This window comes from Pseudomonas sp. MWU12-2037, from assembly GCF_023242345.1.
Taxonomy (GTDB): Bacteria; Pseudomonadota; Gammaproteobacteria; order Pseudomonadales; family Pseudomonadaceae; genus Aquipseudomonas; species Aquipseudomonas gingeri_D.
Map to the genome: position 1 here is coordinate 1 of NZ_JALLIZ010000018.1, position 26,627 is coordinate 26,627.

The following is a 26,627-nucleotide window of genomic DNA, read 5'->3' on the forward strand; positions in this document are numbered from 1 at the left end:
GGGGCGACCGTGACCCCGATCGTGCCCCTGCTCGAAAATCAGACTCCAGAGTCTGTACAGATCGAATTGCGCAAGCTCAACATTCGTATTGAACGCAGCCTTGCCCTCCTACCCGATGACCAGCGAGATCAAGAAATCGGGCAGTTACGAACACTCCTAGAGAACGCCAAGGCAGCCGAGTTAACAGCAATTGAAAAAGCAGCTGGCTTGGCCAAAATGATCAAAACCCTGTCGCTAGAGAATGACCAACTAAGAAAGGTGCGAGCCGAGAAAAACAGCCATACCGTGCCCCTCCAACAGCTGCCCATCCTGGTAATAGAGCGCCAACAATCAAACGTAGAAATTCGCAATCTCGAAATCCAGAAAACGAGGGAAGCTGTTTGCAGCTATGCCCGTGGGTTGTGGGCACATGAAGATTTGGCTAAGTGCCGCACACGCAAAATGGCGGAGATAGTTCGAAAGGCTTTTGATTCGGACCTTACAAAATACCTTCCCAAGACGGATGTGGTTCTTGCGAGGTGGCTGTCTGAGGACGCGGCACCAGTCTCAGCAAAGCGCAAAGGGCGCCCGTCCAAATCCGATCCAAATAAATAAATCACACGCCCGGTCGGATATTCAATTATCTGGATCCGTCGAACAATTTTAACGCGTGATTCATCCTGTCAGCATTGCCATCGTCGAGTACCCAATATGACCCTGGAGGCATAGACGATGACAGCCCATTTCCAACACCTTTTTCAGCCGAGCTTACCGGCTGAGCATCAGGAATTAGAGTCGCGCACCAACTCCACCAGCAATGAAACCTCCCGACCTCTTTTTTGCGCAGGGGTCAAAATGAAGGCGTCGGATGCTGCTCAAACGAGCATGAGGACCGCAGCATGACCCTCAAAATCATCTCGCTCGATTATTCAGGCCACACTGTGAGCTTTAATGCTGAAGGCTGGCTCAACGCAACCAATGCTAGCTCTCACTTCGGAAAAGATCCCGCCCAATGGTTGGAGCTAGACTCGACCAAAGAGTACATCACGCGGATTTCCGAAAGAATATCTGCCGACAGCATCGGGCAACCCAATACGCGCCCTGTATGGACGCGTCGTGGAAAAAACTCCTCACGTGAGGTGTGGCTGCACCCGAAGCTTGCGGTCAAGTTCGCCTGCTGGCTTTCCGTTGACTTTGAAATATGGTGTGACGAGCAACTTGAAGGCTTGGTACTCAATGAAATGTCGGCCAGAGTAGTAGCTCGTCGCCAGGCAGCTATCAGCTACCGAAGCATGTGCGATGCTCTTTTCATCACCCATGAAGCTATTGGCAAGACCACAAAACCTCACCACTACATGAATGAGGCGAGACTGATTAACGAAGTCGTTACCGGAGCATTCGCCGGGCGGGATCGTACTCAACTGACCCTGGCTGAGCTTGAGTTGGTGACGCTGATTGAAAACCGCGATGTACTTTTGCTTGGCCTAGGAAAGGAATATGGCGCTCGCAAAGTCGCACTCAACGCCTACATGGAGCAGCTGCGCACAAATAAGGTACGTAGAATTCAGCAATAGACTCCGCCTGTCTTCTCTTTGTCAATCATGCATTAACAGGACTATCGACAAAGCAGGCAATAGCTCCCAAATAAAATGCGTAGATCGACGTTATCGCTTTTGGCATAGCACCAGCCAGCTTGACCCGTTTGACTGTCACCGACTAAATCCCCTCTTTCGGTGTCCGTCATGCCGCATTCAACTGTTCGTAGACCGTGGACGCGTCTTTTGACCACGGGGCTATCCGTTACTCTGGCGGCAGCCAGTTTGGACGGACTGGCCATCAACACTGCCACACTCGCCAGTTCAAGCCTCTCACCGGATTGCCTGGAATACCGAATCATCGGCGTTTGCTACTGGCTACGCTGCACACCCTTTGGCTGCAAGATCAAAACCTCGCCGAAGGTGCGCCATTACACCCCTGACTCGGTGGTATCGAGCTATTCGGATACCGGCGCCAATCCATGGACTGAGGTGGCACTGATGAGCCCTACCAATCCCACCGCTCGGGGCGGCGGCGATGGCACCACCAATCAAGCTCACGAAAACAACCTCACCAAGTTCAAGAATGCGGACGTGATCGGCCATCCAGGCACCCTGCTGTTCAACCGATTTGCCAGTCAGTTCGGTTACACCTGTCCCGGTACCGGTGTGCCCTTTCAGCCCTATCTACTAAGCACCTTCGATACCCTCGCATGGCGCTACAACCTGCCGGAGATGCTCTACCCCGAAGCACTGATACCCGGTCAACGTGAAATCGGCAGTTCACCAATGGGTGACCTATGGGGCAGCGTATATCCGCGTGGCGGCTTTCTGGAGCAGGTCGACGACCACAAGGCGGCAGCCGTGATTGCCCAGCGAGCAGGCGATATTGTCACTCGACGTGGTCAACCCCATCTCTATCTGCCATTGCTGGCCATGGCCTATCCAGGTTACTGGCCAGCCGGGGAGCTGGAGGAGGGCGACGCAAACAGCGGAAAGTGGCAACCACTACAACCCGAGCGCTCACCCACTTGCGTGGTATTTCCACATCAAGCCGCCCTACCCCAGGCGGAAGATGGCGCCTATGTCTGGGGACTCTGGCGCCCTTACCAATGCTGCAAACGTGAAGGACAAACCTTTCTCGGCAGCAGCTACTTCGGCCAGTGAGACTCAGCCATGAAATCGATGCTGACTCTCATGATCCCGTCCCCTTCAAATCTGCGCTGGTTGCTGATCAGCTCAATTCTGCTCTGGGGGATGGCTCCGGCTCAGAACGAGCGCAGCGAAACCAAAGCGGGCTTCAGCGGCAGCGTGATCGGAGACGATGTGCTGTACAGCATTGGCGGAGGCAGCGCAGTCCCCATGGGACCGGGCGCCAATATGCAGAGCCTGGGTGTCGGCGCCGGCTGGAGAGGCAATCTGATCTGCGGTGATATGAGTCTGGAAACAACGCTGCAGAACCAGCTCAACGGCCTCACCAATGGCTTTCAGTCGATCATGAGCAGCGTGATCCAGAACGCCACCAGCGCGGTCGCCTCCCTACCCGCGCTGATCATCCAGCGTGCCAACCCCGGGCTGTATAACCTGCTGACCAACGGCATTCTGCAAGCACGACTGGACTTCGACCGATCCAAGTCGACCTGTCGTGCTATGGCCAATCGCATGGCCGATATCGCCGGCGGGCAATCGGGCTGGGGCCAGTTGGCCGAAGGCATGGCCTTGAAGGAAGCAACCAACAAGACTGACGCCGTCGCCGCCATCGAACAGACCGAAGCCCGACGCGGTAATCGGGGTGTTCCTTGGGTTGGCGGCGATCAGGCTGGCGGTAGCGGCCAGGCACCTATCAAGGTGGTCGGTGATGTGACCCGCGCCGGCTACAACCTGCTTAACGGCCGTAGCGTCACGGACACCTCACCGATCCCCCGCTCCAACTGTGGCGATCGCCTGAGCTGCCTGAACTGGCCCTCGCCCCAGGCCGCCGCCGATTGGGCCAACCGAGTACTGGGCGAACAGGTGCAACGCACCTGTGACGGCTGTAGCAAAACCGATAGCACCCCAGGGACTGGTTTGACGCCGCTGATCCAGGAGGAATACGAGACCAAGCTCAGGGCTCTGCAAGATCTGATATCCCAGCGCATTCTCACCACACCAGACAATCTGGAGGCGGCCGGCAGCAATGCGTTGCCAGTTACGCGAGGATTGATCGAAGCCCTGCGTGAGGAGCCTGACCAGGAGCTGCTGGGTAAACGCCTGGCATCGGAAGCAGCGCTATCGAGCGTGCTGGAGAAAGCCTTGCTGCTACAGCGCACCCTACTCACTGGACGCCAGGAACCCAACGTCGCAGCCAACGATCTGGCGCAACAAGCCGTCACCCAGGAAAGCGATCTGCTGAGCCTGGAAATCCAAAACCTGAAAACCGAACTGGAACTGCGCCGAACCTTGGCCGCGAACACCGCCAGCGAAATTTTGCGGCGCAATCAGCAGCGAATCGAAGGCTCCCGCGGTGTCTATCAGGGCGATCCGGAGCGCAACCGCCTTGAGCAGATAGAACGCCCCGTTGAAGGAGGTCGCTAGCATGGGCAAGACATGGATCAGGCATATGTCTACAGGGGCGCGAATCGCGTTGTGGGTCTCGATCCTGATACTCACCGGGATACTGATCAACCTGCTCGCCATCCGCCTGATGGGGGATGCGCAGGCCTGGCGTCACTGGCTGGATAAGCACACCACCGACCTGCTGATCTGGCGGCTGTGCCTGTATACCTTGCTGATCTACGGTTGGTGCTCAATGCGCACTCGACTACTGCAACACCAACCCGAAGCGGCTCGACGCCTGTGTCGTGCCGAGTGGGCCGGCGCCACTGCTCTGGCGCTGTTGGAAATCAGCAACGCGCTTTCCAATGCGGAGGCCACATGAGCCTGAGCACTACCGACTACCTCGAGTACTACCTGACTCTGGTGGGTTGGATCGTCAACAACGGTCTGTGGCAGGTACTGGTCGCCAGCGGCGTATTCGCCCTGCCGTTCCTCGCCATCATCCTGCAGGAGTGGTTACGCGCCCGGACCGAGGGTGCCGACGAAGGCAACAAGGGCGTGCTCTCGGCGATGCGAATCGAGAACCGGGTCTGGGTGGCCATCGTGGTGATCCTGTTCGCCGGCATCCCATTTGTACCGGTGGACTTGAACACAGCGCAATTCGACGAGAGCCGTTCGCGACAGTGCCAAGTGAGCGTCGCTGCACCTGGTGAAACCGGCTGGAACAGTGCCTTCACCACCCTCAACAACCAAAGCGCCGAAGTGCCGGCGTGGTGGTTTTTTATGCATTCGCTGTCCAAGGCAGTTACCGGTGCTGCGGTGGCTTCGATACCCTGTGGCGCCGACTTGCGGCAGATGCGGATGGCCATCGACAGCGCACGAATCGACGACCCGCTTTTGGCTCAGGAGGTCGCCGACTTTACCCGCGACTGCTATGCCCGCGCTCGAGCGCGGATGTTTATGGATCGTCCGCATTTGAACGAAGAGCAGATGAACGACGTCGGCTGGATAGGCTCGCGCTACTTCCTCGACACCCCCGATTTTTATGAGCGCTACCGCTCCAGTACCCCGCGCAGTGCCTGGCCCTACGATGCCAACCGCGACGCCGGGCTGGCCCAGGTGCCTGACGGTGGCGGCTATCCCGGTTGTCAGCAATGGTGGGCGGACGACGATCGGGGCCTACGTGCCCGACTGTTGCAGCAAGTGGATGCTGACTTGCTCACCCGCCTATCACGCTGGGCGGGCTTTCTGCCCCGCTCCGAAGTGGATGATGCGGTGGTTCGTGCGGTCGCCGCGCCTCGGCAGCAGGCGATGAATCAGGGACAGGTCTACAACGACTACGGCGGCCAGGTCGAGAAAAGCATCTCCAACATCATCACCCGCGCCACAGCGGATTTGGGTCTGACAGTGGGCTCATTGGGGTTCTTCCCGGCCATGGACGTAGTGCGCCAAGCGCTGCCGATGGTGTTGTCGCTGTTGAAGATGGCCCTGGTCATCTGCCTGCCGCTGGTACTGGTAATCGGTACCTACGACCTCAAGACCCTGGTCACCGCCAGCTGCGTGCAGTTCGCGCTGTTCTTTGTGGATTTCTGGTTCCAACTGGCGCGCTGGATCGACAGCACCATCCTGGATGCGCTCTACGGTAGCGGGGCACCGAACAGCAATTTCAATGTGCTGTTTGGGCTGAACAATTCGTTCGGGGATATGTTGCTGAACTTTGTGATGGCGGCGATGTTTGTTGTACTGCCAGGCTTCTGGATAGCAGCGCTAACCTGGACCGGTATTCACGCCGGTAGCTTCCTGCGAGGCTTAAGCGATGGAACAACCGAAGCAAAAAGTGCTGGTCGAGGTGGTGGCGAGATAATCAGCAAGAAACTCATATAAAGGAGGACGGGTCACGCCTCGTCATCCGTCTCAAACAGTCGGCCAAAGTCTGTGCGGACTCCATTCTCATAGAAGCCATACCCCTCATCACCATGGCGCCATTCCTTGTCTCGCATTCGATAAGAAAAATCGCTCCGGGCTACTCCCCTTCCAATCAGGAAAAGCCCCGTAACAAGTCCTGCCAAAAGGATCGAAAAACTCAGGAGCAAGACCAGAACGCTCAAACGTATGAACCAGGCGATGGCCTTGGCTCCCAGTACCGGAAGACCGCCGGCGACCAGCCACAAACGCAAGTGCTGCTCTTGTCGGATAAGCCCTCGATAGGCTCTTCCCAGCCAGCGCCCGACACGCTCGGCCTTACTGATTTTTGGGTAACAAGTCATGGTACTCACCTCTGCGACACGGACCTTTCAGAGCCCAATTCGAAGAAGGACAAAGGGTATGGATAACACAGTTCCTCCACTTGTTGCGGACCGTTTGTCCATAAAAACGGCTTGAAATGGCGCAATCAAAAGACACAACGGAAGGGTCGTTAATAGCAAAGGCCCTATCCAGAAAAGGCAAAAGGCACTCCCGCCGCACGCGCTTCAGAGGCAGCCATGTTTCGTTGGTTCCGCTCCCGAAAAGGAGCAACTGAAACACCCGCTTCCGCCCGCTTCGAACCATCGAGTGGCTGGTTGAAGCCCCTGTCGGCAACGGAGCTGCTAACCGTTCCCCATCGACAGTCGCTGATGGAGCAGATCTGGCAGCGCACCGCGGTCTCACCCGAACAATTCGCCCTTCTCTACCGAACGTCACTGGAGCGCTATGCCGAATTGGTACAGCACTTCCCCGCGTCGGAAAGCCATCACCACGCACAGCCAGGCGGACTGCTGGATCATGGCCTGGAAATCGTCGTTTGCGCTCTGAAGCTGCGCCAGTCACACCTGCTACCTCAGGGCACACCACCGGAAATCCAGACCCAACAAGCCGAAGCTTGGACAGCAGGTATCGCCTATGCAGCACTGCTGCACGATATCGGCAAGCTGGTCACCGACCTGGTGGTGGAAGACCAAACCGGGCAACGCTGGCACCCGTGGCACGGCCCACTACGACAGCCATATCGCTTTCGCCATAACCCGGATCGACAGTACCGCTTGCACGGCACAGCGGCCGGGCTGCTGACCAGCGCAGTACTCGGGCGTGAGCCACTGGACTGGCTCAGCGGTTTCCCGGAACTCTGGGCCGCCCTGCTCCACGCCCTGGCCGGACAATATGAGCACGCTGGGATACTGGGCGAACTGGTAATCCGCGCCGACCAAGCCTCAGTCGCCCGCGCGCTCGGCGGAGACCCAGTCCAGGCTCTGAGCGCACCGCGACACGCCCTGCAACGCAAACTGATCGACGGCCTGCGCTACCTGCTACGCGAGTCGTTCAAACTCAATCAACCTCAGGCCTCGGATGGCTGGCTCACCGAGGATGCTCTGTGGCTCGTGAGCAAGACCGCTTCGGACAAGCTGCGTGCCCACCTGCTCTCCCAGGGCATCAGCGGTATTCCAGAGCGCAACACCACGCTGTTCAACATCTTGCAGGAATATGGGCTGGTGCTGGACAACCCTGAAGGCAAGGCCATCTGGCGCGCTACCGTGCAAAGCGACAGCGGTTGGACCCAGACTTTCACCCTGCTCAAGCTAGCCCCGGCACTGATCTGGGAGTCGGATCAACGGCCAGCTACTTTTTCGGGCACAATCCAAGTCGAACCTTGGCAACAGGAAGGCCATGAAGCTGATGCCATAGAAACACAACCCGAGACCGTGCCCTCCAACGAAGGTGCGGCACAAACCACAGACCACCAGGCAGCATTCAAGTCATCCGCGGGTATGCAGTTTGTGGGCTGGATACGGGAGGGACTGAAAAGCGAACGGCTGCGGCTCAACGAAGCCAAGGCTCTGCTGCATACGGTCGATGGCACGGTATTTCTGGTAAGTCCTGGTTTGTTTCAGCGCTATGCCCAGGAACACCCAGCCATTGCCCGCGAAGCGAAACGTGAAGGCACCACGGATTGGCAGTGGATACAGAAACGCTTTGAGCAGCTGAATCTACACCGCAAACAACCCAGTGATCTGAACATCTGGACCTGTGAAGTACTGGGTCCAAACAAGGGGCGTCGACTACATGGTTATCTGATGATTGATCCGCGAAACTTGGTCGTAGAGGTGACTTTCAACAATCCGTATCTGAAGCTTTTACAGTATTCAGAAAGAGAAAAAATCATTTAGCGTCCCTAATCTGTACAGCACGCGGAGCGCCATAAATGTGAGTCCCGATGAGTACCAAGGTTCGCTCACAGCTCAACGGCACCTGCAAAGAAACAAAATGCGACAAATAGGCAGCAGCCTACCAGCAGGACACCCCCATCAAATTATCGGATACTTCGCACGCTTTCTTGGTCTATGACTGACTGAGCAACCCTCCCCCTTCGTAATAGGCTTGTCGAGTCACAAGTATACCTGTGACCGGGTGTCGCAACCTGTACTCACACGAAGGCGCGGTAGCTCCGTAACGATGTAGTCAACGCTTCTGGCGTATGGCTGCTGCGTTCTATGGTGGACCGCGCGAGGCAGGTTTCGGCCTGGCCGGTGTTCCTTCGTGTACCGGTTTGCGACCCTCGCGTGGTCTGCCACCCTCATCGTGTCGCAACGGCGGATGGCAGTTCCTTAACCTCACGAAGGAGATAAGGAGAATGGTCTATCCCCCTTTCATGCCCGGGCACCGCCTGTCACGTCGGGTGTTACTACGATCTGGCCATGGAGCCCCAGTCCATGATTGATCGCTCATTGCTCTCTCGCTTGCCCACACCCACCCTGATCAAACTTGCCTCGCTGACACCCAGCGAAGCGGTCGATCATTTACGCCATGCCGCCCGGCTTTGTCTGGACGGTGCCCGAACCCTGGCCTTTCAGGATGACCAACAGCAGGAACTGGCCGATAAACTGATCAAGGACGCCATTGCCCTCTATGACATGGCCCTACTGCGACAACGCCATCTTCCCGCGCCGACGACCAGCGACACCCTCAGCCTCAACGCTTGCGACAACGCTCTATCAGAAAGCCCCACACCTTGGGATGAGCGATTCGCTCAGGAAATCGCCAGCGGCACGCGTTGCGCCGGACTCTGGCTGGACCGGCGAGCCACACAACCCTTGTGGTGGCAGTTGACCCAGGCCCGTCGCGGCTACCCAGAAGGCGAGCGTCGTGACGCCTTCGAAGCCGGCTTTCTACGGCATCTGCAGCAGCGGCTGATCGCCATGCAATACCGAACCTCACGCAGCCCGTCCCCTCGCTGACAACAGCCCCGCACAAGGCGGCAGCGTTCACGCTGTCACTTTGTGCGAACCAAAAAAGGTATTTAACGCCAGACTCAATCCTCTCTCGGCCAGCACCGTACGCCTACTTTATTGCACCACGTTTTACTTTTAACCGAGTGACATTCTCGCCGACCTGATTTGCAAATTCGTGGGGGGTGATATGCTCCTGACGATTGGCCTCAAGGTACCGGCTCCACCAGTTCATGATCAGCCTGCGCTCTTCAATAAACTCTGCCTTATGGATGTAGGCCGCGCGAACACTGTTCCGCTCTCGATGGCTCATCTGCCTTTCAATAGCGGTCTCGGACCATAGCCCTGACTCGACCAATGCGCTGCAGGCCATTGCACGGAACCCATGACCACAGACGTCCCTCTTGGTGTCGAACCCCATTACTCGCAACGCTTTGTTCACGGTATTTTCTGACATCGGCTTCCAAGGATTGGCATCGCCTGCGAATACTAGGTCAAACGTGCCGGTAAGAGCGTGAATCTGTTCGAGCAGCGCCACGGCTTGCGGCGATAAGGGTACAAGATGGATATCCCCGGCCATTTTCGTCCCCCTTGTGGAGTAGCGGACGCCTTTCAGGGCTGGCCGAGTATCGGGAATCGCCCATACACCGCGCTTGAGGTCGAACTCACCCCAACGGGCAAAACGAAGCTCACTGGAACGTACAAATACATGTAACGACAGTAATAACGTGAGCCGAGTCAATGGTCGTCCCGGATAGGTATCGACGAGCGCAAGTAATTCCGGCAGGCGCGATAAAGATAGGGCTGGCCGGTGAAGCACCCGTGGGGTCTGGATAGAGCCCTCAAGATCGTAAGCAGGATTCACAGTGATCAATCGACGACGCTTTGCTTCGCGCATGATGCCTTGTATATAATTTTGTACCCTCAAGGCGAGGTCGATCGTGCCACGAGCCTTGATCGCTTCCAGTGGCTGGAGAAGATCGAAGGTATCCAGCTCTGCAATTTGCCGCGACCCGATCAGCGGAAATACATGGGTCTTGAGGCGATTCATTACAGTCTTGGAGTGGTCGGATGACCACTTGGCTGACATGTTCTTGTGCCAAGCTCGGGCAGCGCTTTCGAAGGTTCGGCCTTTTGTGGCCGCTTCAATCTTGGCCTTCTGTTTGTGCTCGACCGGATCAACTCCTTCAACCAGGAGTCTTCTAGCTTCCAAACGCTTTTGGCGGGCATCGGCCAGACTGACAATCGGATAGCTGCCAAACGAGGTCAGCCCTTCCCGTCCATCAGGTTTTACATACCTGAGGCGCCAGCCTTTGCGGCCATTGGGTTGGACTAGAAGGTAGAGGCCGTCGCCATCGAAAAGTTTGTAGGCACGATCTCTGGACTTGGCTAGGCGGCAAGCCGAGTCGGAGAGCGGAGCAGTGGTGCGCGACATAAGGGTACTCCCCCTTTATCGAACTGACTGTTGTACCCCTAATTTTACCCTTAAAACGACTGGATTCCAGCAGAACTGACCAGAACCAGACGGAACGCCAAAACGAAAAAACCCGCCAGAAGGCAGGTTTTTTGGGGGTTCCAGAGAATTCGTAAGCGCTCTATGGAATGCAAGATGGTGCCCGAAGCCGGAATCGAACCGGCACGCCCTTACGAGCGGGGGATTTTAAGTCCCATGCGTCTACCAGTTTCGCCATTCGGGCGGTAGCGCGGTGAAGCGGTCTACGCGGCGGCTCATTACGAGTCAGAGGGCTCCAAAACCTGCAAACCAACCTGACGCCTGCGCGACAAGGGGACGAATATATACATCCCCATCCGGCGAAGCAAGTTTGCCGACGTCAATTCCCCACGCCACACACATTTCGCAACCATCTGATTTTCAAAGAATTGCCCGGCACCTGGCATGCCTCGAACCAGGACGCCCCCTCAAGGACCCTCCCACCTGGCCAAGTCATTGGATTTCCAAAGGTTATGCATCAAATTGATATCAGGCTGTAATTATTTCATCACAAACGGCCGCCATAATCGGGCACTGCCAAAGGATCTGGCCCCATCCCAAGAAGCCCGCACATGCGGGCTTTTTGCTGTCTGGCGCGAAAGCGCTGGGCCTCCAAGCCCACAAACAAGGCTAAAGCACCCGCCCATCCCAACCAACCGTCACGTTACCCGGCAATTCTTGACGATGCTGCAGCAACCAGGCATCCAACGTATGCCCGACATGGGTCAACACGCCCAGCCCTGGCTTTAATTCTTCGATGCACTGCAATGCCAGCGTCAAATCATTGTGATTACGCGGTGCCTGGGGCTGCGGCGGCATCGAACAATCAAGCACCAGCACGTCGAGCGCTTCGCGTTGCAGCCAGGCCGTCGTCACCGGCGGCAAGCCGACAGTGTCGGTGAGGTAGGCGATGCGCCGCCCCTGCCCTTCGAACAGATAACCCAGGGTCGGTTTTGAGTGTTGCAGTGGCAGCGCCGTAACACTGAGCAAACCGAAATGCCGGGTTTCGAACTCACTGAAAGGTTGGGTGAAATCGAGGATGCCAGGGTGTTTGTAGAGATCGGACAAACCCTCCGGATCCACCGGACCGTGCACAGGAATCATCAACCCATGACCCCAACGCAGATGCAGCAGCCCCTGGGCGTGATCCGCGTGGTAATGGGTCTGGAAAATGCCGTTGAAGCTTCTCGGTGGAAAGCGTTCGGTGAGATCGGGCAAGCCGCTGTCGATCAGCCAGCGCTGGTCGCCACACTCGATCAGCGCGCTACAGGGCAGGCGCCGCAGGCTTGCTTCGCCGCGAGCCAACTCGCAAGCGACACATTCGCAACCGTATACCGGCACTTGCCGGGCATCACCGGTGCCGAGCAGGGTCAGGCGCATAGAGTTTCTCCATTAAGGCACGCCAGCAAGCACTCGACTGTGCGCTCCAGCGCTCCAGAGTTGTCGATCAGGCACAACCCTGGCACGGCCTCGGCGATCAGGTCCTCACTGAAGCGGACATTACGCGCCAACCGTTGGTCAATTTCCGCCAGCGACTCACGTCCGCGTGCCAGCAAGCGTTGACGCAACACCGCCTGATCCACGCTCAGCAACAACACCCACAGCTGCGGATAGCGCAGACGCGTCTGCGCCAGATGGCCACGGGAACCATTGACCAGCACGTCCTCCCCCGCCGCCAGCCAATCATCGATATCCCGAGGAATGCCATAGGACAACCCATTGGCGTGCCAGCTCAGGGCAAACTCGCCCTGAGCCTCCAGCACAGCGAACTGCTCCGGGCTCAAGCCCTCGGCCGCCTCGCCCCCCGCCTGCGCCGAACGGGTGATCACCCGCCGCGCGATACGGCATCCCCGTTCGGCCAGGCGCACTCGCGCGGCATCCAGCAGGCTGTCCTTGCCCGAACCGGAAGGCCCGATGAGATAGATCAACCTGCCTGCCATCAAAACACCCTGTTCGCTTGTCGCCAGACCTGTTGCACAACCGGCAGTCCATCCCGGCACCTGGCCTGCACCAGATCAGCCCGCAGGCCGATGGCAATTTCGCCGCGATCGCTCAAACCGGCCGCTCGCGCCGGCGCCAGACTGATCATCTTGACCGCTTCGGGCAGATTGCAGTGATTGTCCAGCGCCGCCAGCGAGAACGCGGCTTGCAGCAGGCTCGCCGGGTAGTAGTCGCTGGACAATATATCCAGCAATCCCTTGGCGGCTAGGTCGGCGGCGGCCACATTACCCGAATGGGACCCGCCACGGACCACGTTCGGTGCCCCCATCAACACGCTCATGCCCAGCCGCTGGCAGCCCTGGGCCGCTTCCAGGGTGGTGGGGAATTCGGCGATGGTCATGCCGTAGCGTGCCGACTCCTCGACATGGGCCACGGTCGCATCGTCATGGCTGGCCACCGACAGGCCACGGGCCAGGCAGTGTTCGACGATGGCGGCGCGATAACGATCGCTGTACTCCTTCGAGTTGGCCATTTGCAGGACGATAAAGGCATCCATCGTCTCGTCGTTCAAGTGGTACTTGCCCATGTAGTACTCGCGGTACTTGGACTCCAGCACGAACTGACGCTGGCCCGGCGAGTGGTCCATCACCGACACCAGCTGCACCAGCGGGTTTTCCACCAGGTCGCGGAATACGCTCAGGGTGTCCGGGTGGCAGAGTTCACAACGCAGGTGCAGGCGGTGTTCGGCGCGGGTCAGCCCAGCGCCCTCGGCTGAAGCGATAGCCTCCAGCATCGCCGGCAGTTTCTGCATGCGATTGCCCTTGGGATTGACGTCGCCGATGGACACCGCGTCGAACACCGTGGTGATCCCGGCGGCGATGATCTGCGCATCATGGCTGAGCACCGCCGACGTCGACGGCCAGTCCACGCCGGGGCGCGGGGTCATGTGTTTTTCCAGGTTGTCGGTGTGCAACTCCACCAGGCCGGGCAACAGGAAATCACCGTTCAGGTCCTGGGCCTGGGGCAACTGGCTGCGGCCTTCGGCGATATCGACGATCACCCCGTCACGCAGCACCACGGAGCCCTCGATCACACGGTCGGCCAGGACCAGACGGGCATTGCTGAGGATCTGTTCAGCGGGCATGGGCGTATTCCTCTTCGGCAATGGCGGTTGGGGTCATGTCGAGATGACGGTCGGCCACCGCTTCACGGGCGGTATGGTCGTGGAAAATGCCGATCAGCGCGGTACCGCCGGCCTTGGCTTCGTTCATCAGTTCCAGCACCACCTGGCGATTGTTGTCGTCCAGAGACGCGGTGGGTTCATCCAGCAACATCAGCGGCCAGGCGACCATAAAGCCCCGGGCGATATTGACCCGCTGCTGCTCGCCGCCGGAGAAAGTGCCCGGCGCCAACTGCCAGAGACGCTCGGGGATATTCAGGCGACCGAGCAAGAGTTCGGCACGGGAACGCGCCCTGGCCTTGGACCAGCCACGGGCCAGGGCCGGCTCCATCACCACGTCCAGACAGGCAACACGGGGGATCACCCGCAGGAACTGGCTGACATAGCCGAGGGTCTGCTGGCGGACCTGGAGAATGTCCCGCGGCGCGGCGCCCACCAGCTCCAGCCACTCACCGGCATGCCTCACCCGAATGCTGCCGCCCGCCGGCAGATAGTTACCGTACAAGGTGCGCAACAAGGTACTTTTCCCGGCGCCGGACTGGCCATGCAGCACCAGGCATTCGCCGGCCCGCACACTGAAATCCACCCCGCGCAGCACATTCAGCACCACGCCATTGTGCTGGTGCAGGGTGAAGGTTTTCGAGAGGCCACGGACCTCGATCAAGTTAGTCATCGCACTGGATTCCACTTCACGAACAAGGCTCATGGCTGCAACACCGAAGACACCAGCAGTTGCGAGTAAGGGTGTTGCGGATCGTCGAGGATCTGGTCGGTCAGCCCGGTTTCCACCACATGTGAGCGGCGCATCACCATCAGGCGGTCGGCCAGCAGACGCGCCACCGCCAGGTCGTGGGTGACGATCACCACCGCCAGGTCCAGCTCCCGGACCAGGCCACGCAACAGGTCGAGCAAACGTGCTTGCACCGAGACGTCGAGGCCGCCAGTGGGTTCGTCCATGAAGACCAGGCGCGGGCTCGATACCAGGTTGCGGGCGATCTGCAGGCGTTGCTGCATGCCGCCGGAAAAGGTGCGGGGCAAATCGTCGATACGCTGCGGGTCGATTTCCACCTGGCTCAGCCAGTCGAGGCCAGCGCTACGCAGCTGCTGATAGTTGCGTACGCCCTGGGCCATCAGCCGCTCACCGATGTTGGCACCGGCCGAGACGCCCATGCGCAAACCATCCCGTGGGTTCTGTTCGACAAAGCCCCATTCGGTGCGCAACAAGGTCCGGCGCTCGGCCTCGCTGGCGCTGTACAAGTCCAGCCATTCACCGCCCTTGCCGCGATAACCGATGCTGCCACGCTGGGGCGGCAGGCGCCCGCTCAACAACGAAAGCAAAGTGGATTTTCCCGAGCCGGACTCACCGACAATCCCCAGCACTTCACCGGGATACAGGTCGAAGCTGACACCCTGGCAGCCCTTTTCCAGGCCGTACAACAACGTCAGGTCACGCACTTGCAACAGCGGTTCGGCGGATAGGCTGACCGACTGCTCTTCCATCAGGGACAGGTTCATTGCTTGCTCTCCTGCTGCTCGACCCGTTGGGCGCAGTACCAGGTGTCGGAACAGACAAAACGTTGGGTGCCGGCGTCGTCGATGATCAGTTCGTCGAGGAAGGAGTCGTGGCTGCCGCAGATGGCGCAGCACTCTTCCCACTTCTGCACTTCGAAGGGATGGTCTTCAAAGTCCAGGCTGGTGACGCGGGTGAACGGCGGCACCGCGTACAAACGCTTTTCCCGTCCAGCACCAAACAGCATCAACGCCGGGCTCATATCGAGTTTCGGGTTATCGAATTTGGGAATCGGCGACGGGTCCATCACGTAGCGCTCGTCGACCATCACCGGGTAGGCGTAGCTGGTGGCGATATGGCCGAAGGTGGCGATGTCCTCGTACAACTTCACATGCATGACCCCGTAATCGTTGAGGGCGTGCATGGTCCGGGTCTCGGTTTCCGAAGGCTCGATAAAACGCAACGGCTCGGGGATCGGCACCTGGCAGACCATGATCTGATCGGCCTGCAACGGCGTTTCCGGGATGCGGTGGCGGGTCTGGATCACCGTGGCGTCAGGCGTGCGTTCAGTGGTGGCCACACCCGCCGTGCGGGCAAAAAAGCGCCGGATGGAGACCGCATTGGTGGTGTCGTCGGCACCCTGGTCGATCACCTTGAGCACGTCCTCGGCCCCCAGAATCGCGGCGGTCAGTTGCATGCCGCCGGTGCCCCAGCCATAGGGCAACGGCATCTCGCGACCACCAAAGGGCACCTGGTAACCGGGAATCGCCACGGCCTTGAGCAAGGCGCGGCGGATCATCCGTTTGGTCTGCTCGTCGAGGTAGGCGAAGTTGTACGCCGGGTCGCGCGCGGGCGCTTGGCTCAGGTCATTCATGGCGTTTCCCCTCGGCCGGTTGGCGCAGTTTGCGGATCAGTTCCAGTTCGGACTGGAAGTCCACGTAGTGAGGCAATTTGAGGTGCGAGACAAAGCCCGCCGCTTCGACGTTGTCGCAATGCATCAGCACGAACTCTTCCTGCTGCGCCGGCGACTGGATCTCTTCGTTGAACTCTTCAGCGCGCAGTGCACGATCCACCAGGGCCATGCCCATGGCCTTGCGCTCGGCATGCCCGAACGCCAGGCCGTAGCCGCGGGTGAACTGCGCCAACTCCGTGGCCGAACCGACGAACTGGTTGACCATCTCGCACTCGGTCACTTCGATACTGCCCAGGCAGATGGGGAAACCCAATTCTTCCGGGTCGATCCACACCTCCACGTCACCGATCCGAATTTCCCCGGCGAACGGGTGGTTGCGGCCGTAACCACGCTGGGTCGAGTACCCCAGGGCCAGCAGGAAACCCTCATCGCCACGGGCCAGGGCCTGCAAGCGCTGGGCACGGCTGGCCGGAAACTCCAGGGGATCACGGGTGATGTCGGCGACGCTGTCGCTGTTGTCGGCCTCGTTCTTGATCAAGCCTTCCTTGGCCAGCAAACCCAGTACCCGTGGGCACGGTTCAAGACGAGTATCAGGCGTGACCCGGGGCCCCGGGTATTCGCCCTCGGCCAATAATGCAAAGTCCAGCAGGCGATGGGTGTAGTCGAAGGTCGGCCCCAGCAGTTGGCCGCCGGGCACATCCTTGAAGGTCGCGGACAAACGCCGACTGAGGAGCATCTGCGAGGTGTCGATCGGCAGGCTCGGACTGAAGCGCGGCAACGTGGTGCGGTAGGCCCGCAACAGGAAGATCGCTTCCACCAGGTCCCCCGCCGCCTGCTTGATCGCCAGTGCGGCCAGCTCTTCGTCGTACAGCGAGCCTTCGCTCATGACCCGGGCCACGGCCAGGGGCAGTTGCTGGCGGATCTGCTCGACACTCAGCTCAGTGACGGAGGTGTCGCCCCGGCGCTTTTTCGCCAGCAGACGGTGGGCATTGTCGATGGCCTGTTCGCCACCCTTGACGGCTACGTACATCAGGCAAGCTCCTCTGCGATATGGGCGACCCGGGTGCTGCGGGGTAAACCGATCAACTGCGGGCCGGCGGCAAACAACACATCCAGGCCACGGGGGAAAACCTCACGGCGTTGGCGTTCCAGCCAGAAGCCTGGAGGCAACGGCAGACTGACCCGACGTGTGCTCTCGATGCCCGGGCCGCGCCAGTTCAACTCGCGACCAGCCGCCAGAGCGGGCAGCTGGACCAGTAAGGTGCAGGACTGATCCGGGTAACGATCATTGCCGTGGTCGAAACCGCCCAGGTCCAGCAGATCCGCTTCGCCGAGCAAGGCGAACGCGGCCTCCTCCCGGTGGAGGGTCAACGGACAGCCGCAGTGGAACGCCAGGTTGGCGCGGATCAACGGCGTATCGAAGGCCGGCGCCAGCCACAACGGCGTATCCACATCCAGCAGCGCCAGGCACAGCGCATAGGTGGCGGGCGCCAGGCCTTCCAGGCTTGGCGCGGTGGCCAGGGACTGGACCAGACCAGGCTCGGCCAGCGCCTTGAGGGCGGCGCGAAAGCCGCGCTGGGCATCCAGTACCGGGTCGACAAACGCCGGTTGCAACAACTGTGGATTCATCAGTTTTCTCCTCGAACCAGGGTGAAGAACTCCACCTTGGTGGCAGCGGTGTCCGCCTCTTTTTCCGCGCGGCGGGCGGCCTGGGCATCAGCCAGGGGGGTGATCAAGTCGCTGAGCCACAGGCTCCCTTGCGCACCCTGCAAATGCGCGTCGGCCAAGGCCGCCAGCTCGGCGTGCACCTTGTCGCGACCGGCCAGATAGCTGTAACCGGTACGGCCATCCGCCAGGCGCACCACGCAACGGGTCACGCTCATTTCGCCGACGTTGAACGGCGCGCCGTTGCCGCCCATACGGCCACGGACCAGGGTCATGCCGATCTCCGGGGCTCGGATCAACTGGTAATCAACGTCGCGCAAGGCGGCTTCATGGGGGAGCAATTCACTGCGTCGGGCACGGGCAAGCACACCGATCCAGTGCTGACGTTGGGACGGGTTCATCAACGGGTTCTCCATCAGGTGACGACCTGGTACTGAAAGCGATCCGAACGACTGGTGGACTGGGCCAGCTCCACCGGGAGGCCGTCGCGATCGCGGGAAAGGGTAAACACGGTCAGGGCCGGCAAATGCCGGGGCATCATCAACAGCGCGGCTTCGTCGCGGTTGGGCAGACGGGCACCGATCAAGCTCTGGGTCCGCGTCAAAGGCAGGTCCCGCTCACGCAGGTACTGGCGCAGGGAACCGCCGTTGTAGTCCGCCAGCAGCGGCGCATGGCTGGCGCAGTAGCGATGGCGGATCAGGCTGACGGGCTGGTGGTCGAGTTTGCGCAGGGTCTGCAATTCGATCATCGGCGCCATCTCGGCAATGCCCAGTTGTTGCGCTTCGTCGCGACTGGCGTAGCAGTAGCGGCGTTTGAGCAGTATCGCCTCCACCCCGACACCCTGGGCCGACAATGACTGGCTGTAAGAGGTCTCGGCGCCCATCGGGTAGATCAGCGGTCGCTCCAACACCTGGGTGCCCTTGCCCTGCAAGCGCAGCAGGCTGCCTTCGAACACCAGCTCATCGATGGCCCGGCGCAGGGTGTGGCGGTTGACACCGAAGCGTTCGGCCAATTGCACTTCGCCCGGCAGGAAGTCGCCGGCCTGATAACTGCTCAGTTCGCGGCGCAGGATATCGGCCAGTTCGCGGTACACCGGCTCATCTTGTCTAGACAACTGCATCGTTAAAAAAAGCGCCCAGGGGCACCCCTCCGAAATCAGATGAACTGCTTGCGCAGGCGTTGGGAAAAGACATCGATCAGGCTGACGACGACGATGATCACCAGCAGCACCGCGCAGGTCTGGACGAACATGAAGGCACGGATGTTTTCCCAGAGGATCACTCCGATCCCGCCCGCCCCGACCATCCCCACCACCGTCGCCGAGCGCACGTTGGCTTCGAAGCGGTAAAGCGCGTAGGAGACCCACAGCGGCATCACTTGCGGGATCACGCCGTAGATCACTTCCTGCAAGGCGCTGGCACCGGTGGCGCGAACGCCCTCCACCGGGCCCGGATCGATGGCTTCGACCGCTTCGGCGAACAGCTTGGCGAGTACGCCGGTGGTGCTGATCCACAGGGCCAGGACCCCGGCAAACGGACCCAGGCCGACCGCCACCACGAACAACATGGCGAAGACCATTTCGTTGATCGAACGGAACGCATCCATCACCCGGCGCAGCGGCTGGTGGACCCACCACGGCGTGATGTTGTCGGCGCAGAGAATCCCCAGCGGCACCGAACAGACAATCGCCAGCACCGTGCCCCAGAGGGCGATCTGCACGGTGACGATCATCTCCTTGAGGTAGGAGCGCCAGTCATGGAAATCCGGCGGGAAAAAGTCGGCGGCGAAAGTCGCCATGTTTCCCGAATCGCGGTACAGCGCCAGCGGGTTCATCTCGGCGCCGCGCCAGGCCCAGGCCAGCAGGACCAGGAACAAGCCCCAACCGACGTATTGCGGCCAGGTGTGCTTGCCGACAGCTTCAGCGTGCAGCGTGGTCATGATCGACTCTCATCAAGGCAGCTCAGAAAAGGCGCGGCGTGCTAGCGCCGCGCCGAGGATCAACCGGCGTTGGCCGCAGTCTTCTTGTCCAGCTCGGTGAGGCGCTGTTGCAACTTGGCCAGGTCGGCGTCGATAGCCGCGAGTTTCCTGGCCTTGTCGGCCGCCTCCAGGTGGTCGTCGGCGCTGACGATGGTGCGTTGCTTGAACAGTTCCAGTTGGCGGATCGGCAGCAATTGGTCATCGCTGGACACAAGGAACTTGCCCAGTTGCATGCCCTTGAGCACCGCCTTCTCTTCATCGGTGTTGCCGTAGCCGAGGATAAAGTCGCGAATCCTGGCCTTCTCGCTGTCGCTCAGGTTCTTGCTCCAGACCATCGGGTCGGCGGGAATCAGCGGCGACTTCCAGATCACCTTGAGCATGGCGGCCTTGTCCGGTTGGGTGACTTCCAGGCGTTCCCAGCTTTCAGTGTTGAAGGTGGCGACATCCAACTGCCCCTTGGCCACGCTCAAGGCATTGACCTCATGGCTGGAGTTGAGCGTGCGCTTGAAGGCGGTGGCCGCGTCGACATGGTTCTTGGCGAACACGTAGTAGCCCGGCACCAGGTAGCCCGAGGTGGAGTTCGGATCACCGTTGCCGAAAGTCAGGTTCTTGGCGTTCTTGAGCATGTCCTCCACGGAATTGATCGGGCTGTTCTTGTTCACGATCAGCACGCTCCAGTAACCGGCCGCGCCGTTGGCGGCGGAGGTCTGGGCGAAGATTTCGCCGTTGGAACGGTCCACCGCTTCCATGGCCGCCTTGTTGCCCAGCCAGGCCACGTCGACCTTGTTGAAGCGCATGCCCTGGATCAGGCCGGCATAGTCGGAGGCAAAGGTGGCGTTGATGGTCAGGCCGGTATTCTTGTGCATGTCATCCAGGAACGGCTGCCAGATGCTCCGCAAGTTCTGCGAAGACTCGGTGGACATGATGCCGAAGTTGATGATCTTGTCGGCGGCCTGGGCGTGACCCATGACACCGGCGGCCAACAAGACGGCGGACAGACACACGTGACGGATACGGTTCAACATTGAAGGATTCCTGTGGGTGGAATACTGCCGGGGGAACAAGGGTATTCAGAGGCTCGCCAACACCAGTCGGGGCGTGACTTCGGGGCGGCGGCTCTGCTCGGAAAACATCAGGCTGGTGTCGAGGTCGGCACCGTACAAATCGTTGAGGAACTGGCTGCTGAGATCGCTGCCGCGCCCGTCGTAATGAATCCGCCCGCCTTTCAATGCCACCGCCCGGGGGCAATAACGCATGGCGTAATCGACTTGATGCAGGGTGACCACCACGGTCTTGCCGTCGCGGCGGTTGATATCGGCAAGGATTTCCATGACCTTGCGCGCCGACTCAGGATCGAGGGAGGCGATGGGTTCGTCGGCCAGAATCACCTCGGCGCGCTGGGTCAGGGCCCGGGCAATCGCTACACGCTGCTGCTGGCCACCGGACAAGGTCGAGGCGCGCTGCGCCGCGAGATCGGCGAGACCAACACGGGCCAGGGACTCCATGGCGAACTGCTTTTCCTCGGCATTGAACAATCCGAGGCTACCGCGCCAGCGTGGCATGCGGCCCAGGCAACCGAGCAGCACGTTGTCGAGCACGCTGAGGCGATTGACCAGGTTGAACTGCTGGAAGATATAGCCGATATCGGCCCGTAGACGCCGTACCTTGCCATTCAAGCGTCCGGAGACCTGCACATCGCGACCAAGCACCTTGACGCTGCCGCCGTTGCTTTTGTCGCAACAGGCCAGGCCCGTGAGGTGACGCAACAAGGTGGACTTGCCGGAGCCGGAAGCACCGATCAGCGCAACCATCTCACCGACCGCGATGGAGAGATCGAGATCGACCAAGGCGCTCTTTCGCGCAAAGGTCTTGTTCAGATGTTCGACACGGATCGCTGGATGCATGGGCCGCTCTATCAGGTTGAGCAGCCGTCCCTGGCCACGTTTGAGTTCAAACGACTCTAGGCAGGCGGGGTGTCAGGTAGATGACCTGAACAAAACATGGGAATAAACGTTTGATGAAGGTTTGATGAAAGGTTGAGCGGGGACGCCCGAAGAGCACACGCCAGCTTTAGACGAACGGCCAAGCCGAATGCCCGCAGCTCCTTGCACTTGGGCAAACGCGATCTATTGTCTCCCAATATCACTCAAGAAAAACTGAGCCCCCTATTCTGGTCGGCAGTACCGTCCAGTGACAACGACACCTCGGAGTCCGAGTCGATGGAAGAAACCCTCATTCTGGTGGATGAGGATGATTGCGAAACCGGCAGTGCGTACAAACTGTTCATCCATCAACAGGGCCTGCGCCATCGGGCTTTCTCGATCTTCATTTTCGACGAGCAAGGCCGCTTGCTGCTGCAGCAGCGCGCCCTCGGCAAATACCATTCGCAAGGCCTATGGACGAATAGTTGCTGCGGCCATCCACGCCTGGGTGAACAGACCCTCGCCGCCGCGCAACGGCGTTTACTCGAAGAAATGGGCTTGACCTGCCCCCTGAAGAACGTTGCCTCCCTGCTCTATCGGGAGCAGGTTTCGAACGACCTGATCGAGCATGAATTCGATCACCTGTTCGTCGGTACCAGCGACACCCCACCCGTCGCCAATCCCGATGAAGCCCTGGCCTGGGCCTGGTTGCCGCTGTCCGACATTCCGCAGCGCATTGCCGCCGAGCCGGAAAAGTACACGGTCTGGTTTCAAAAGATCTTCGACACCTACACCCTCGCGGGTCTGCGCGCCTGGCAAAAAATCGCTCTCGCGGCATCCTCGACCGGCCACGCCAGGGCCACGCAGTTGTCAGGCCTGCCACCAACGCGGCAATAGCTGCCGGACCTTGGCCTCGGCAAAACGATCGTCGATCAGCATCACCACGCCGCGATCCTGCTCGCTGCGAATCACCCGGCCCGCCGCCTGCACGACTTTCTGCACGCCCGGGTACAGGTAGGTGTAGTCATACCCCGCGCCGAACAGTACAGCCATGCGTTGCTTGATCTGTTCGTTGACCGGGTTCAGTTGCGGCAACCCCAGGGTCGCGATAAACGCGCCGATCAGTCGCTGGCCGGGCAAGTCGATGCCCTCGCCAAAGGCTCCGCCGAGGACCGCGAAGCCAATGCCCTGGCTGTGCTCGGTGAACTGCTCGAGAAAGGCCTGGCGCTGGCTTTCCTCCATGCGTCGCGATTGCAGCCAGAGCGGGATCTGTGGATGAGTCTCGGCCAACAGCCGCGCCACCTGCTGCAGATAGTCGAAGCTGCTGAAGAACGCCAGGTAGTTGCCGGGACGCTCGGCGAACTGCTCGGCCAGCAGCTCGACGATGGGTGCCAACGAGGCCTGGCGATGGACGTAGCGGGTGGAAATCTGGCTGACGATCCGCAGGTCCAGCTGCTCGCGTTTGAAGGGCGACTCGACATCGATCCACGCGGTGTCCGCCGGCAGGCCCAGCAGGTCGGTGTAGTAGCGCCGGGGACTCAGGGTCGCGGAAAACAGCACGCTGCTGCGGGACGCCGTCAGTCGTGGACGGAGGAAGCCGGCCGGCACCACATTGCGCAGGCACAATTGCGAACTGCGGCGCTGGCCGTTCTCGCGCAGGCTGATGTCGAACAGGTAATGCTCGTCGAACAGCTCCCCTACCCGTGAGAACTGCAGCAGCTCGAAATAGAAGCCCTGGAGTTCGCCATCGACACCTTGCGGGTGTTCATTGAGGTAGTCGCCGATGGCCGACACGCACAAGCCAATGGCGTTCAGCAACTTGGCGGGCGCCTGCCCATAGGCCTGATAGGGGCCGGCCTGCTCCTTGTGCAAGGCATTCCACTCGCGGTTCAAACGCTGGAACGACTTTTTCAAAGCGTCGGGGATGTTGCGCCGGACACTGCTCAGCACCTGCTGGTCGAGGCTCGCGCTGTACATCTGCCGTCCCCGCTCCACCAGGTTGTGGGCTTCATCCACCAGCGTCGCCACCCGCCACTGGTTGGCCTGGGCCAGACCGAACAGCAGCGCGCTGAAGTCGAAGTAGTAGTTGTAGTCGGCGACCACCCAATCACTCCAGCGGGCCATTTCCTGGCTCAGGTAATAGGGGCAGATATCATGGGCCAGGGCGACGCTTCGCAGCGCCTGCTGGTTGAGCAAGGGCACGCCGACCGCGGCCTGTCTCGCTGCGGGAAGGCGGTCGTAAAAGCCTCGGGCCAAGGGGCAGGACTCGCCGTGACAGGCCTTGTCCAGGTGTTCGCAGGCCTTGTCCCGGGCCACCAGCTCCAGCACCCGCAGCGGCAACTCGGGTGAGCGCCCATAGAGGACCTGCGCCGCATCCAGGGCCAACTGACGACCCGGGGTCTTGGCCGTCAGGAAAAACACCTTGTCCAGTTGCTGCGGCGCCAGGGCCTTGAGCATCGGGAACAGCGTGCCGAGGGTCTTGCCGATCCCGGTCGACGCCTGGGCCATCAGGCAGCGACCGGTGCTGACGGCCTTGTACACCGTCTCGGCCAGGGTTCGTTGGCCGGGGCGAAAAGCGTCGTGGGGAAAGGCCAGGTCCCGGGCTGCCTGATCGCGGGCCTGGCGATGGCCGGCCTCCTGCTCGGCCCAGTGCAGGAAACGTTCGCACTGCCGCACGAAGAACGCCTCAAGCTGCGCGGCGCTCCAGGTCTCCCGCAGCACGGTTTCCTTTTCGCTGACGATATCGAAGTAGACCAATGCCAGGTTCATTTCCGGCAGTTGCAACTGCCGGCAGAGCAGCCAGGCGTAGATCCGAGCCTGGGCCCAGTGCAGTTGGCGATGATTGGCCGGCTGGGCGGCAAGGTCGCCGCGATAGGTCTTGATTTCCTCCAGCAGGTTTTGCCCCGGGTCATAGCCATCCGCCCGGCCCTGGACCTTGAGGTGACGGTAATGCCCTTCCACCGCCAGTTCCGCCTGGTAACCCTCGGCCCGCCGCGAAGCCACGGTGCGATGGCCGAGCATGCCCTCCTGGGCCGTCGGCGACGGCGTGAAGCGCAGGTCCAGGTCGCCGACCTTGGCGGTGAACTCGCACAAGGCGCGCACGGCAACGCGGTAGGTCAAGGTTCCTCCACTGTCCATTGCACATAGCAGACGGCAATCGGCATCTGGTGCTGGCGGCAGAACTCCAGCCAACGCAGCTGGTTGTCCTGCAAGCGGTCACCCGGGCCTTTGACTTCGATCATCCGGTAGCGCTTATCCGCCGGCCAGAACTGGATCAGGTCGGGCATGCCGGCGCGGTTGGCGCGGATATCCAGCAGCAGGCGCTCGAACCAGTGTTGCAGATGTTCGGCGGGCAGGCAGTCGAGGGCCTGCTCCAACAGCTCCGGGGTGAGGATATTCCAGAACACAAAGGGCGATTGCAGGCCCCATTTGGCGTTGAAGGTAGCGCGGATGCTGTCCCGGTAGCGACCGTCCTCCAGTTGTCCCAGGCACTCGGCGAACAGCTCGGCACGACGGGCGTGGAAGTCTTCGTCATGGAGGTCCGCCGGACCGCTCTGGAACGGGTGGAAAAAAGCCCCCGGCAGCGGCGCGAAGATCGCCGGCCAGCACAACAGGCCGAACAGCGAATTGACCAGGGTGTTTTCCACGTAGTGCACCGGGGCCTGCGGTTCGTGCAGGTGCCGGGCGACGCCTTCCTCGACGGACAGGGCCGGGTCATTGACCAGTACCAGGTCCAGCCGGGTAATCGCCACCGGCGCTATCGGGGCAATCGCCGGCAGGCCGAGCTTGCGCCGCAGCCGTGGCAGGATACGCAGCAGATGCTGTTGCTCTTCGGCGCTGCGGGGCGCGTCCTGTGCCTGCGACGCCAGGTCCATGGCCGACTGGAACTCGCCCAGGCGTTCGAGCACGCGGATCCGCCGCAAACGTGCCGGCGGGTGGCTGCAGCCGCTATAGATCGCCAGTGCGCCGGGCCAGTCCTGCAAGCGCTCGCTCTGCTGCCCGAGCTGGAACAGCAGTTTGCCCCGACGCCGTTCCAGCCAGGGGTTGTCGGTGTCCAACCGGTTGACGTGCTGGTGTATCAGGCCTGGCTCCTCGCCAGCCTCCAGGGCCTCGCGGGCTGCATGCAGATGCAGGTAGCCATCGAGGTCGGCGCGGCTGCGCAGGCCGCGGGACGACGCTTGGAGTTCGACCTTTTCATAGGTAAAGATGCCCAGGTCCGCCAGCACGAATTCGGACCAGTCCTGGTACAGATTGCCAAAAAACATCAGCCGCAGGCGGTCGCACAAAGGCATTACCCGCAAGCTGTAAAGCGGCTCGGGAATGCTCGGGCACCATTGGGCAAATGGCCGGTTCTCGTCGAAGCGCAGGGCCAGTTGCCCATAAAGCTCCGGTTTGTTGGCTCTGGGCTGGGTGATATCGGCCTTGAAACTGCTCAGCACCTCGGCCTTTTGCAGGACCGCGAACAACTGCTCCAGGCTCAGCGGCGCGTCATCACGTACCCAGCCCAGGGCCAGCAACGGCAGCGCCGCCTGCTCGGGGTCGCCGATTTCGGCATAGTTCAGCTTGCCGGCGCGAAAGTGCTCGCCCTTGCGCATCACCATTCTTACCAGCAAGGCCCGGGAGGCCTTGGGCAAGCCGGCAAAATCGCGGATAAAGGCCTGCTCCCGAGCGTCCAGCAGGTCGGCATAACGCGCGGCCAGCCAGTCGAGCACTTGCTGGAAGTTGTTCAGGTAGTAGAACGGATCGTCGAGGGGCTGGGTTGTCACAGGCGGGAAGG

Annotated in this window: 25 protein-coding genes, 1 tRNA gene and 1 pseudogene; 9 read left to right on the top strand and 18 right to left on the bottom strand. The window is 60.5% G+C overall.

The features are described 5' to 3' along the window. From M5B42_RS25270 to M5B42_RS25295, 6 genes and pseudogenes are all read left to right on the top strand, one after another. A pseudogene (locus tag M5B42_RS25270) lies at positions 1-594 on the top strand (hypothetical protein); the annotation flags it as partial. Between the two features lie 284 nt (positions 595-878). Then, a complete protein-coding gene (locus tag M5B42_RS25275; protein ID WP_248747350.1) occupies positions 879-1,553 on the top strand; it encodes a KilA-N domain-containing protein in 675 nt (224 codons plus the stop codon). A 168-nt stretch (positions 1,554-1,721) separates the two neighbouring features. Next, complete coding sequence (locus tag M5B42_RS25280; RefSeq protein WP_248747351.1) at positions 1,722-2,681, top strand: TIGR03756 family integrating conjugative element protein; 960 nt, start codon at positions 1,722-1,724, stop codon at positions 2,679-2,681. Positions 2,682-2,771: 90 nt separating this feature from the next. Beyond that, positions 2,772-4,088, top strand: a complete 1,317-nt coding sequence (locus M5B42_RS25285; protein ID WP_248747414.1) for an integrating conjugative element protein — start codon at positions 2,772-2,774, stop codon at positions 4,086-4,088. A gap of 1 nt (position 4,089) precedes the next feature. After that, entirely contained in the window at positions 4,090-4,431 is a 342-nt protein-coding gene (locus tag M5B42_RS25290) for a hypothetical protein (protein ID WP_248747352.1), read from the top strand. Continuing rightward, on the top strand, positions 4,428-5,933 hold the full coding sequence (locus M5B42_RS25295) for a conjugal transfer protein TraG N-terminal domain-containing protein (protein ID WP_248747353.1): 1,506 nt from the start codon (positions 4,428-4,430) through the stop codon (positions 5,931-5,933). Before M5B42_RS25290 ends, M5B42_RS25295 begins: the two co-directional genes overlap by 4 nt. An 11-nt stretch (positions 5,934-5,944) precedes the next feature. Here M5B42_RS25295 and M5B42_RS25300 read toward each other — a convergent pair whose 3' ends face one another. Then, the gene (locus tag M5B42_RS25300) at positions 5,945-6,316 is read right to left on the bottom strand and encodes a DUF3742 family protein (protein ID WP_248747354.1); all 372 of its coding nucleotides are present in this window, start codon (positions 6,314-6,316) and stop codon (positions 5,945-5,947) included. A gap of 216 nt (positions 6,317-6,532) precedes the next feature. Here M5B42_RS25300 and mobH point away from each other — a divergent pair, with 216 nt between their 5' ends. Next, positions 6,533-8,191, top strand: a complete 1,659-nt coding sequence (gene mobH, locus M5B42_RS25305; protein WP_248747355.1) for a MobH family relaxase — start codon at positions 6,533-6,535, stop codon at positions 8,189-8,191. Between the two features lie 543 nt (positions 8,192-8,734). Next, on the top strand, positions 8,735-9,259 hold the full coding sequence (locus M5B42_RS25310; RefSeq protein ID WP_152739514.1) for a LasR-specific antiactivator QslA: 525 nt from the start codon (positions 8,735-8,737) through the stop codon (positions 9,257-9,259). A gap of 103 nt (positions 9,260-9,362) precedes the next feature. On the opposite strand, the gene M5B42_RS25315 is transcribed toward M5B42_RS25310, so the two are convergent. From M5B42_RS25315 to phnC, 15 genes are all read right to left on the bottom strand, one after another. Beyond that, complete coding sequence (locus M5B42_RS25315) at positions 9,363-10,685, bottom strand: integrase arm-type DNA-binding domain-containing protein (protein ID WP_152739515.1); 1,323 nt, start codon at positions 10,683-10,685, stop codon at positions 9,363-9,365. 175 nt (positions 10,686-10,860) lie between these two features. Beyond that, positions 10,861-10,947: transfer RNA gene (locus M5B42_RS25320), tRNA-Leu, on the bottom strand. A 425-nt stretch (positions 10,948-11,372) separates the two neighbouring features. Next, positions 11,373-12,122: a phosphonate metabolism protein PhnP gene (gene phnP, locus M5B42_RS25325; protein WP_248747356.1), complete on the bottom strand. Its 750-nt coding sequence runs from the start codon at positions 12,120-12,122 to the stop codon at positions 11,373-11,375. Then, the gene (phnN, locus tag M5B42_RS25330) at positions 12,113-12,682 is read right to left on the bottom strand and encodes a phosphonate metabolism protein/1,5-bisphosphokinase (PRPP-forming) PhnN (RefSeq protein WP_248747357.1); all 570 of its coding nucleotides are present in this window, start codon (positions 12,680-12,682) and stop codon (positions 12,113-12,115) included. Before phnN ends, phnP begins: the two co-directional genes overlap by 10 nt. Continuing rightward, positions 12,682-13,827, bottom strand: a complete 1,146-nt coding sequence (locus M5B42_RS25335; protein ID WP_248747358.1) for an alpha-D-ribose 1-methylphosphonate 5-triphosphate diphosphatase — start codon at positions 13,825-13,827, stop codon at positions 12,682-12,684. The genes phnN and M5B42_RS25335 overlap by 1 nt, the downstream gene beginning before the upstream one ends. Next, positions 13,817-14,536, bottom strand: a complete 720-nt coding sequence (phnL, locus tag M5B42_RS25340) for a phosphonate C-P lyase system protein PhnL (RefSeq protein WP_248747359.1) — start codon at positions 14,534-14,536, stop codon at positions 13,817-13,819. Before phnL ends, M5B42_RS25335 begins: the two co-directional genes overlap by 11 nt. 29 nt (positions 14,537-14,565) lie before the next feature. Further along, positions 14,566-15,378 carry a phosphonate C-P lyase system protein PhnK gene (phnK, locus tag M5B42_RS25345; RefSeq protein WP_248747360.1) on the bottom strand — a complete coding sequence of 271 codons (813 nt, stop codon included), beginning with the start codon at positions 15,376-15,378 and terminating at the stop codon, positions 14,566-14,568. Next, positions 15,375-16,247: an alpha-D-ribose 1-methylphosphonate 5-phosphate C-P-lyase PhnJ gene (locus tag M5B42_RS25350; RefSeq protein ID WP_248747361.1), complete on the bottom strand. Its 873-nt coding sequence runs from the start codon at positions 16,245-16,247 to the stop codon at positions 15,375-15,377. Before M5B42_RS25350 ends, phnK begins: the two co-directional genes overlap by 4 nt. Next, the gene (locus M5B42_RS25355; protein WP_248747362.1) at positions 16,240-17,316 is read right to left on the bottom strand and encodes a carbon-phosphorus lyase complex subunit PhnI; all 1,077 of its coding nucleotides are present in this window, start codon (positions 17,314-17,316) and stop codon (positions 16,240-16,242) included. The genes M5B42_RS25350 and M5B42_RS25355 overlap by 8 nt, the downstream gene beginning before the upstream one ends. Next, positions 17,316-17,915 (bottom strand): phosphonate C-P lyase system protein PhnH, encoded by a 600-nt coding sequence (gene phnH, locus M5B42_RS25360; protein WP_248747363.1) that lies wholly within the window; start codon positions 17,913-17,915, stop codon positions 17,316-17,318. Before phnH ends, M5B42_RS25355 begins: the two co-directional genes overlap by 1 nt. Further along, on the bottom strand, positions 17,915-18,352 hold the full coding sequence (gene phnG / locus M5B42_RS25365; protein ID WP_248747364.1) for a phosphonate C-P lyase system protein PhnG: 438 nt from the start codon (positions 18,350-18,352) through the stop codon (positions 17,915-17,917). The genes phnH and phnG overlap by 1 nt, the downstream gene beginning before the upstream one ends. 14 nt (positions 18,353-18,366) lie before the next feature. After that, complete coding sequence (gene phnF, locus M5B42_RS25370) at positions 18,367-19,071, bottom strand: phosphonate metabolism transcriptional regulator PhnF (RefSeq protein ID WP_248747365.1); 705 nt, start codon at positions 19,069-19,071, stop codon at positions 18,367-18,369. 35 nt (positions 19,072-19,106) lie between these two features. Then, entirely contained in the window at positions 19,107-19,889 is a 783-nt protein-coding gene (gene phnE / locus M5B42_RS25375; RefSeq protein ID WP_177098797.1) for a phosphonate ABC transporter, permease protein PhnE, read from the bottom strand. A 59-nt stretch (positions 19,890-19,948) separates the two neighbouring features. Next, positions 19,949-20,953, bottom strand: coding sequence for a phosphonate ABC transporter substrate-binding protein (gene phnD / locus M5B42_RS25380; RefSeq protein WP_248747366.1), 1,005 nt, complete (start codon positions 20,951-20,953; stop codon positions 19,949-19,951). A 45-nt stretch (positions 20,954-20,998) separates the two neighbouring features. Next, positions 20,999-21,832 (bottom strand): phosphonate ABC transporter ATP-binding protein, encoded by an 834-nt coding sequence (phnC, locus tag M5B42_RS25385; RefSeq protein WP_248747367.1) that lies wholly within the window; start codon positions 21,830-21,832, stop codon positions 20,999-21,001. 315 nt (positions 21,833-22,147) lie between these two features. Here phnC and idi point away from each other — a divergent pair, with 315 nt between their 5' ends. After that, positions 22,148-22,747, top strand: coding sequence for an isopentenyl-diphosphate Delta-isomerase (gene idi, locus M5B42_RS25390; protein ID WP_248747368.1), 600 nt, complete (start codon positions 22,148-22,150; stop codon positions 22,745-22,747). Here idi and M5B42_RS25395 read toward each other — a convergent pair. Further along, positions 22,721-24,970 (bottom strand): ATP-dependent DNA helicase, encoded by a 2,250-nt coding sequence (locus M5B42_RS25395; RefSeq protein ID WP_248747369.1) that lies wholly within the window; start codon positions 24,968-24,970, stop codon positions 22,721-22,723. The two genes, idi and M5B42_RS25395, sit on opposite strands and share 27 nt — an antisense overlap. Beyond that, on the bottom strand, positions 24,967-26,616 hold the full coding sequence (locus M5B42_RS25400) for a VRR-NUC domain-containing protein (protein ID WP_248747370.1): 1,650 nt from the start codon (positions 26,614-26,616) through the stop codon (positions 24,967-24,969). Before M5B42_RS25400 ends, M5B42_RS25395 begins: the two co-directional genes overlap by 4 nt. Between the last annotated feature and the right edge of the window lie 11 nt (positions 26,617-26,627).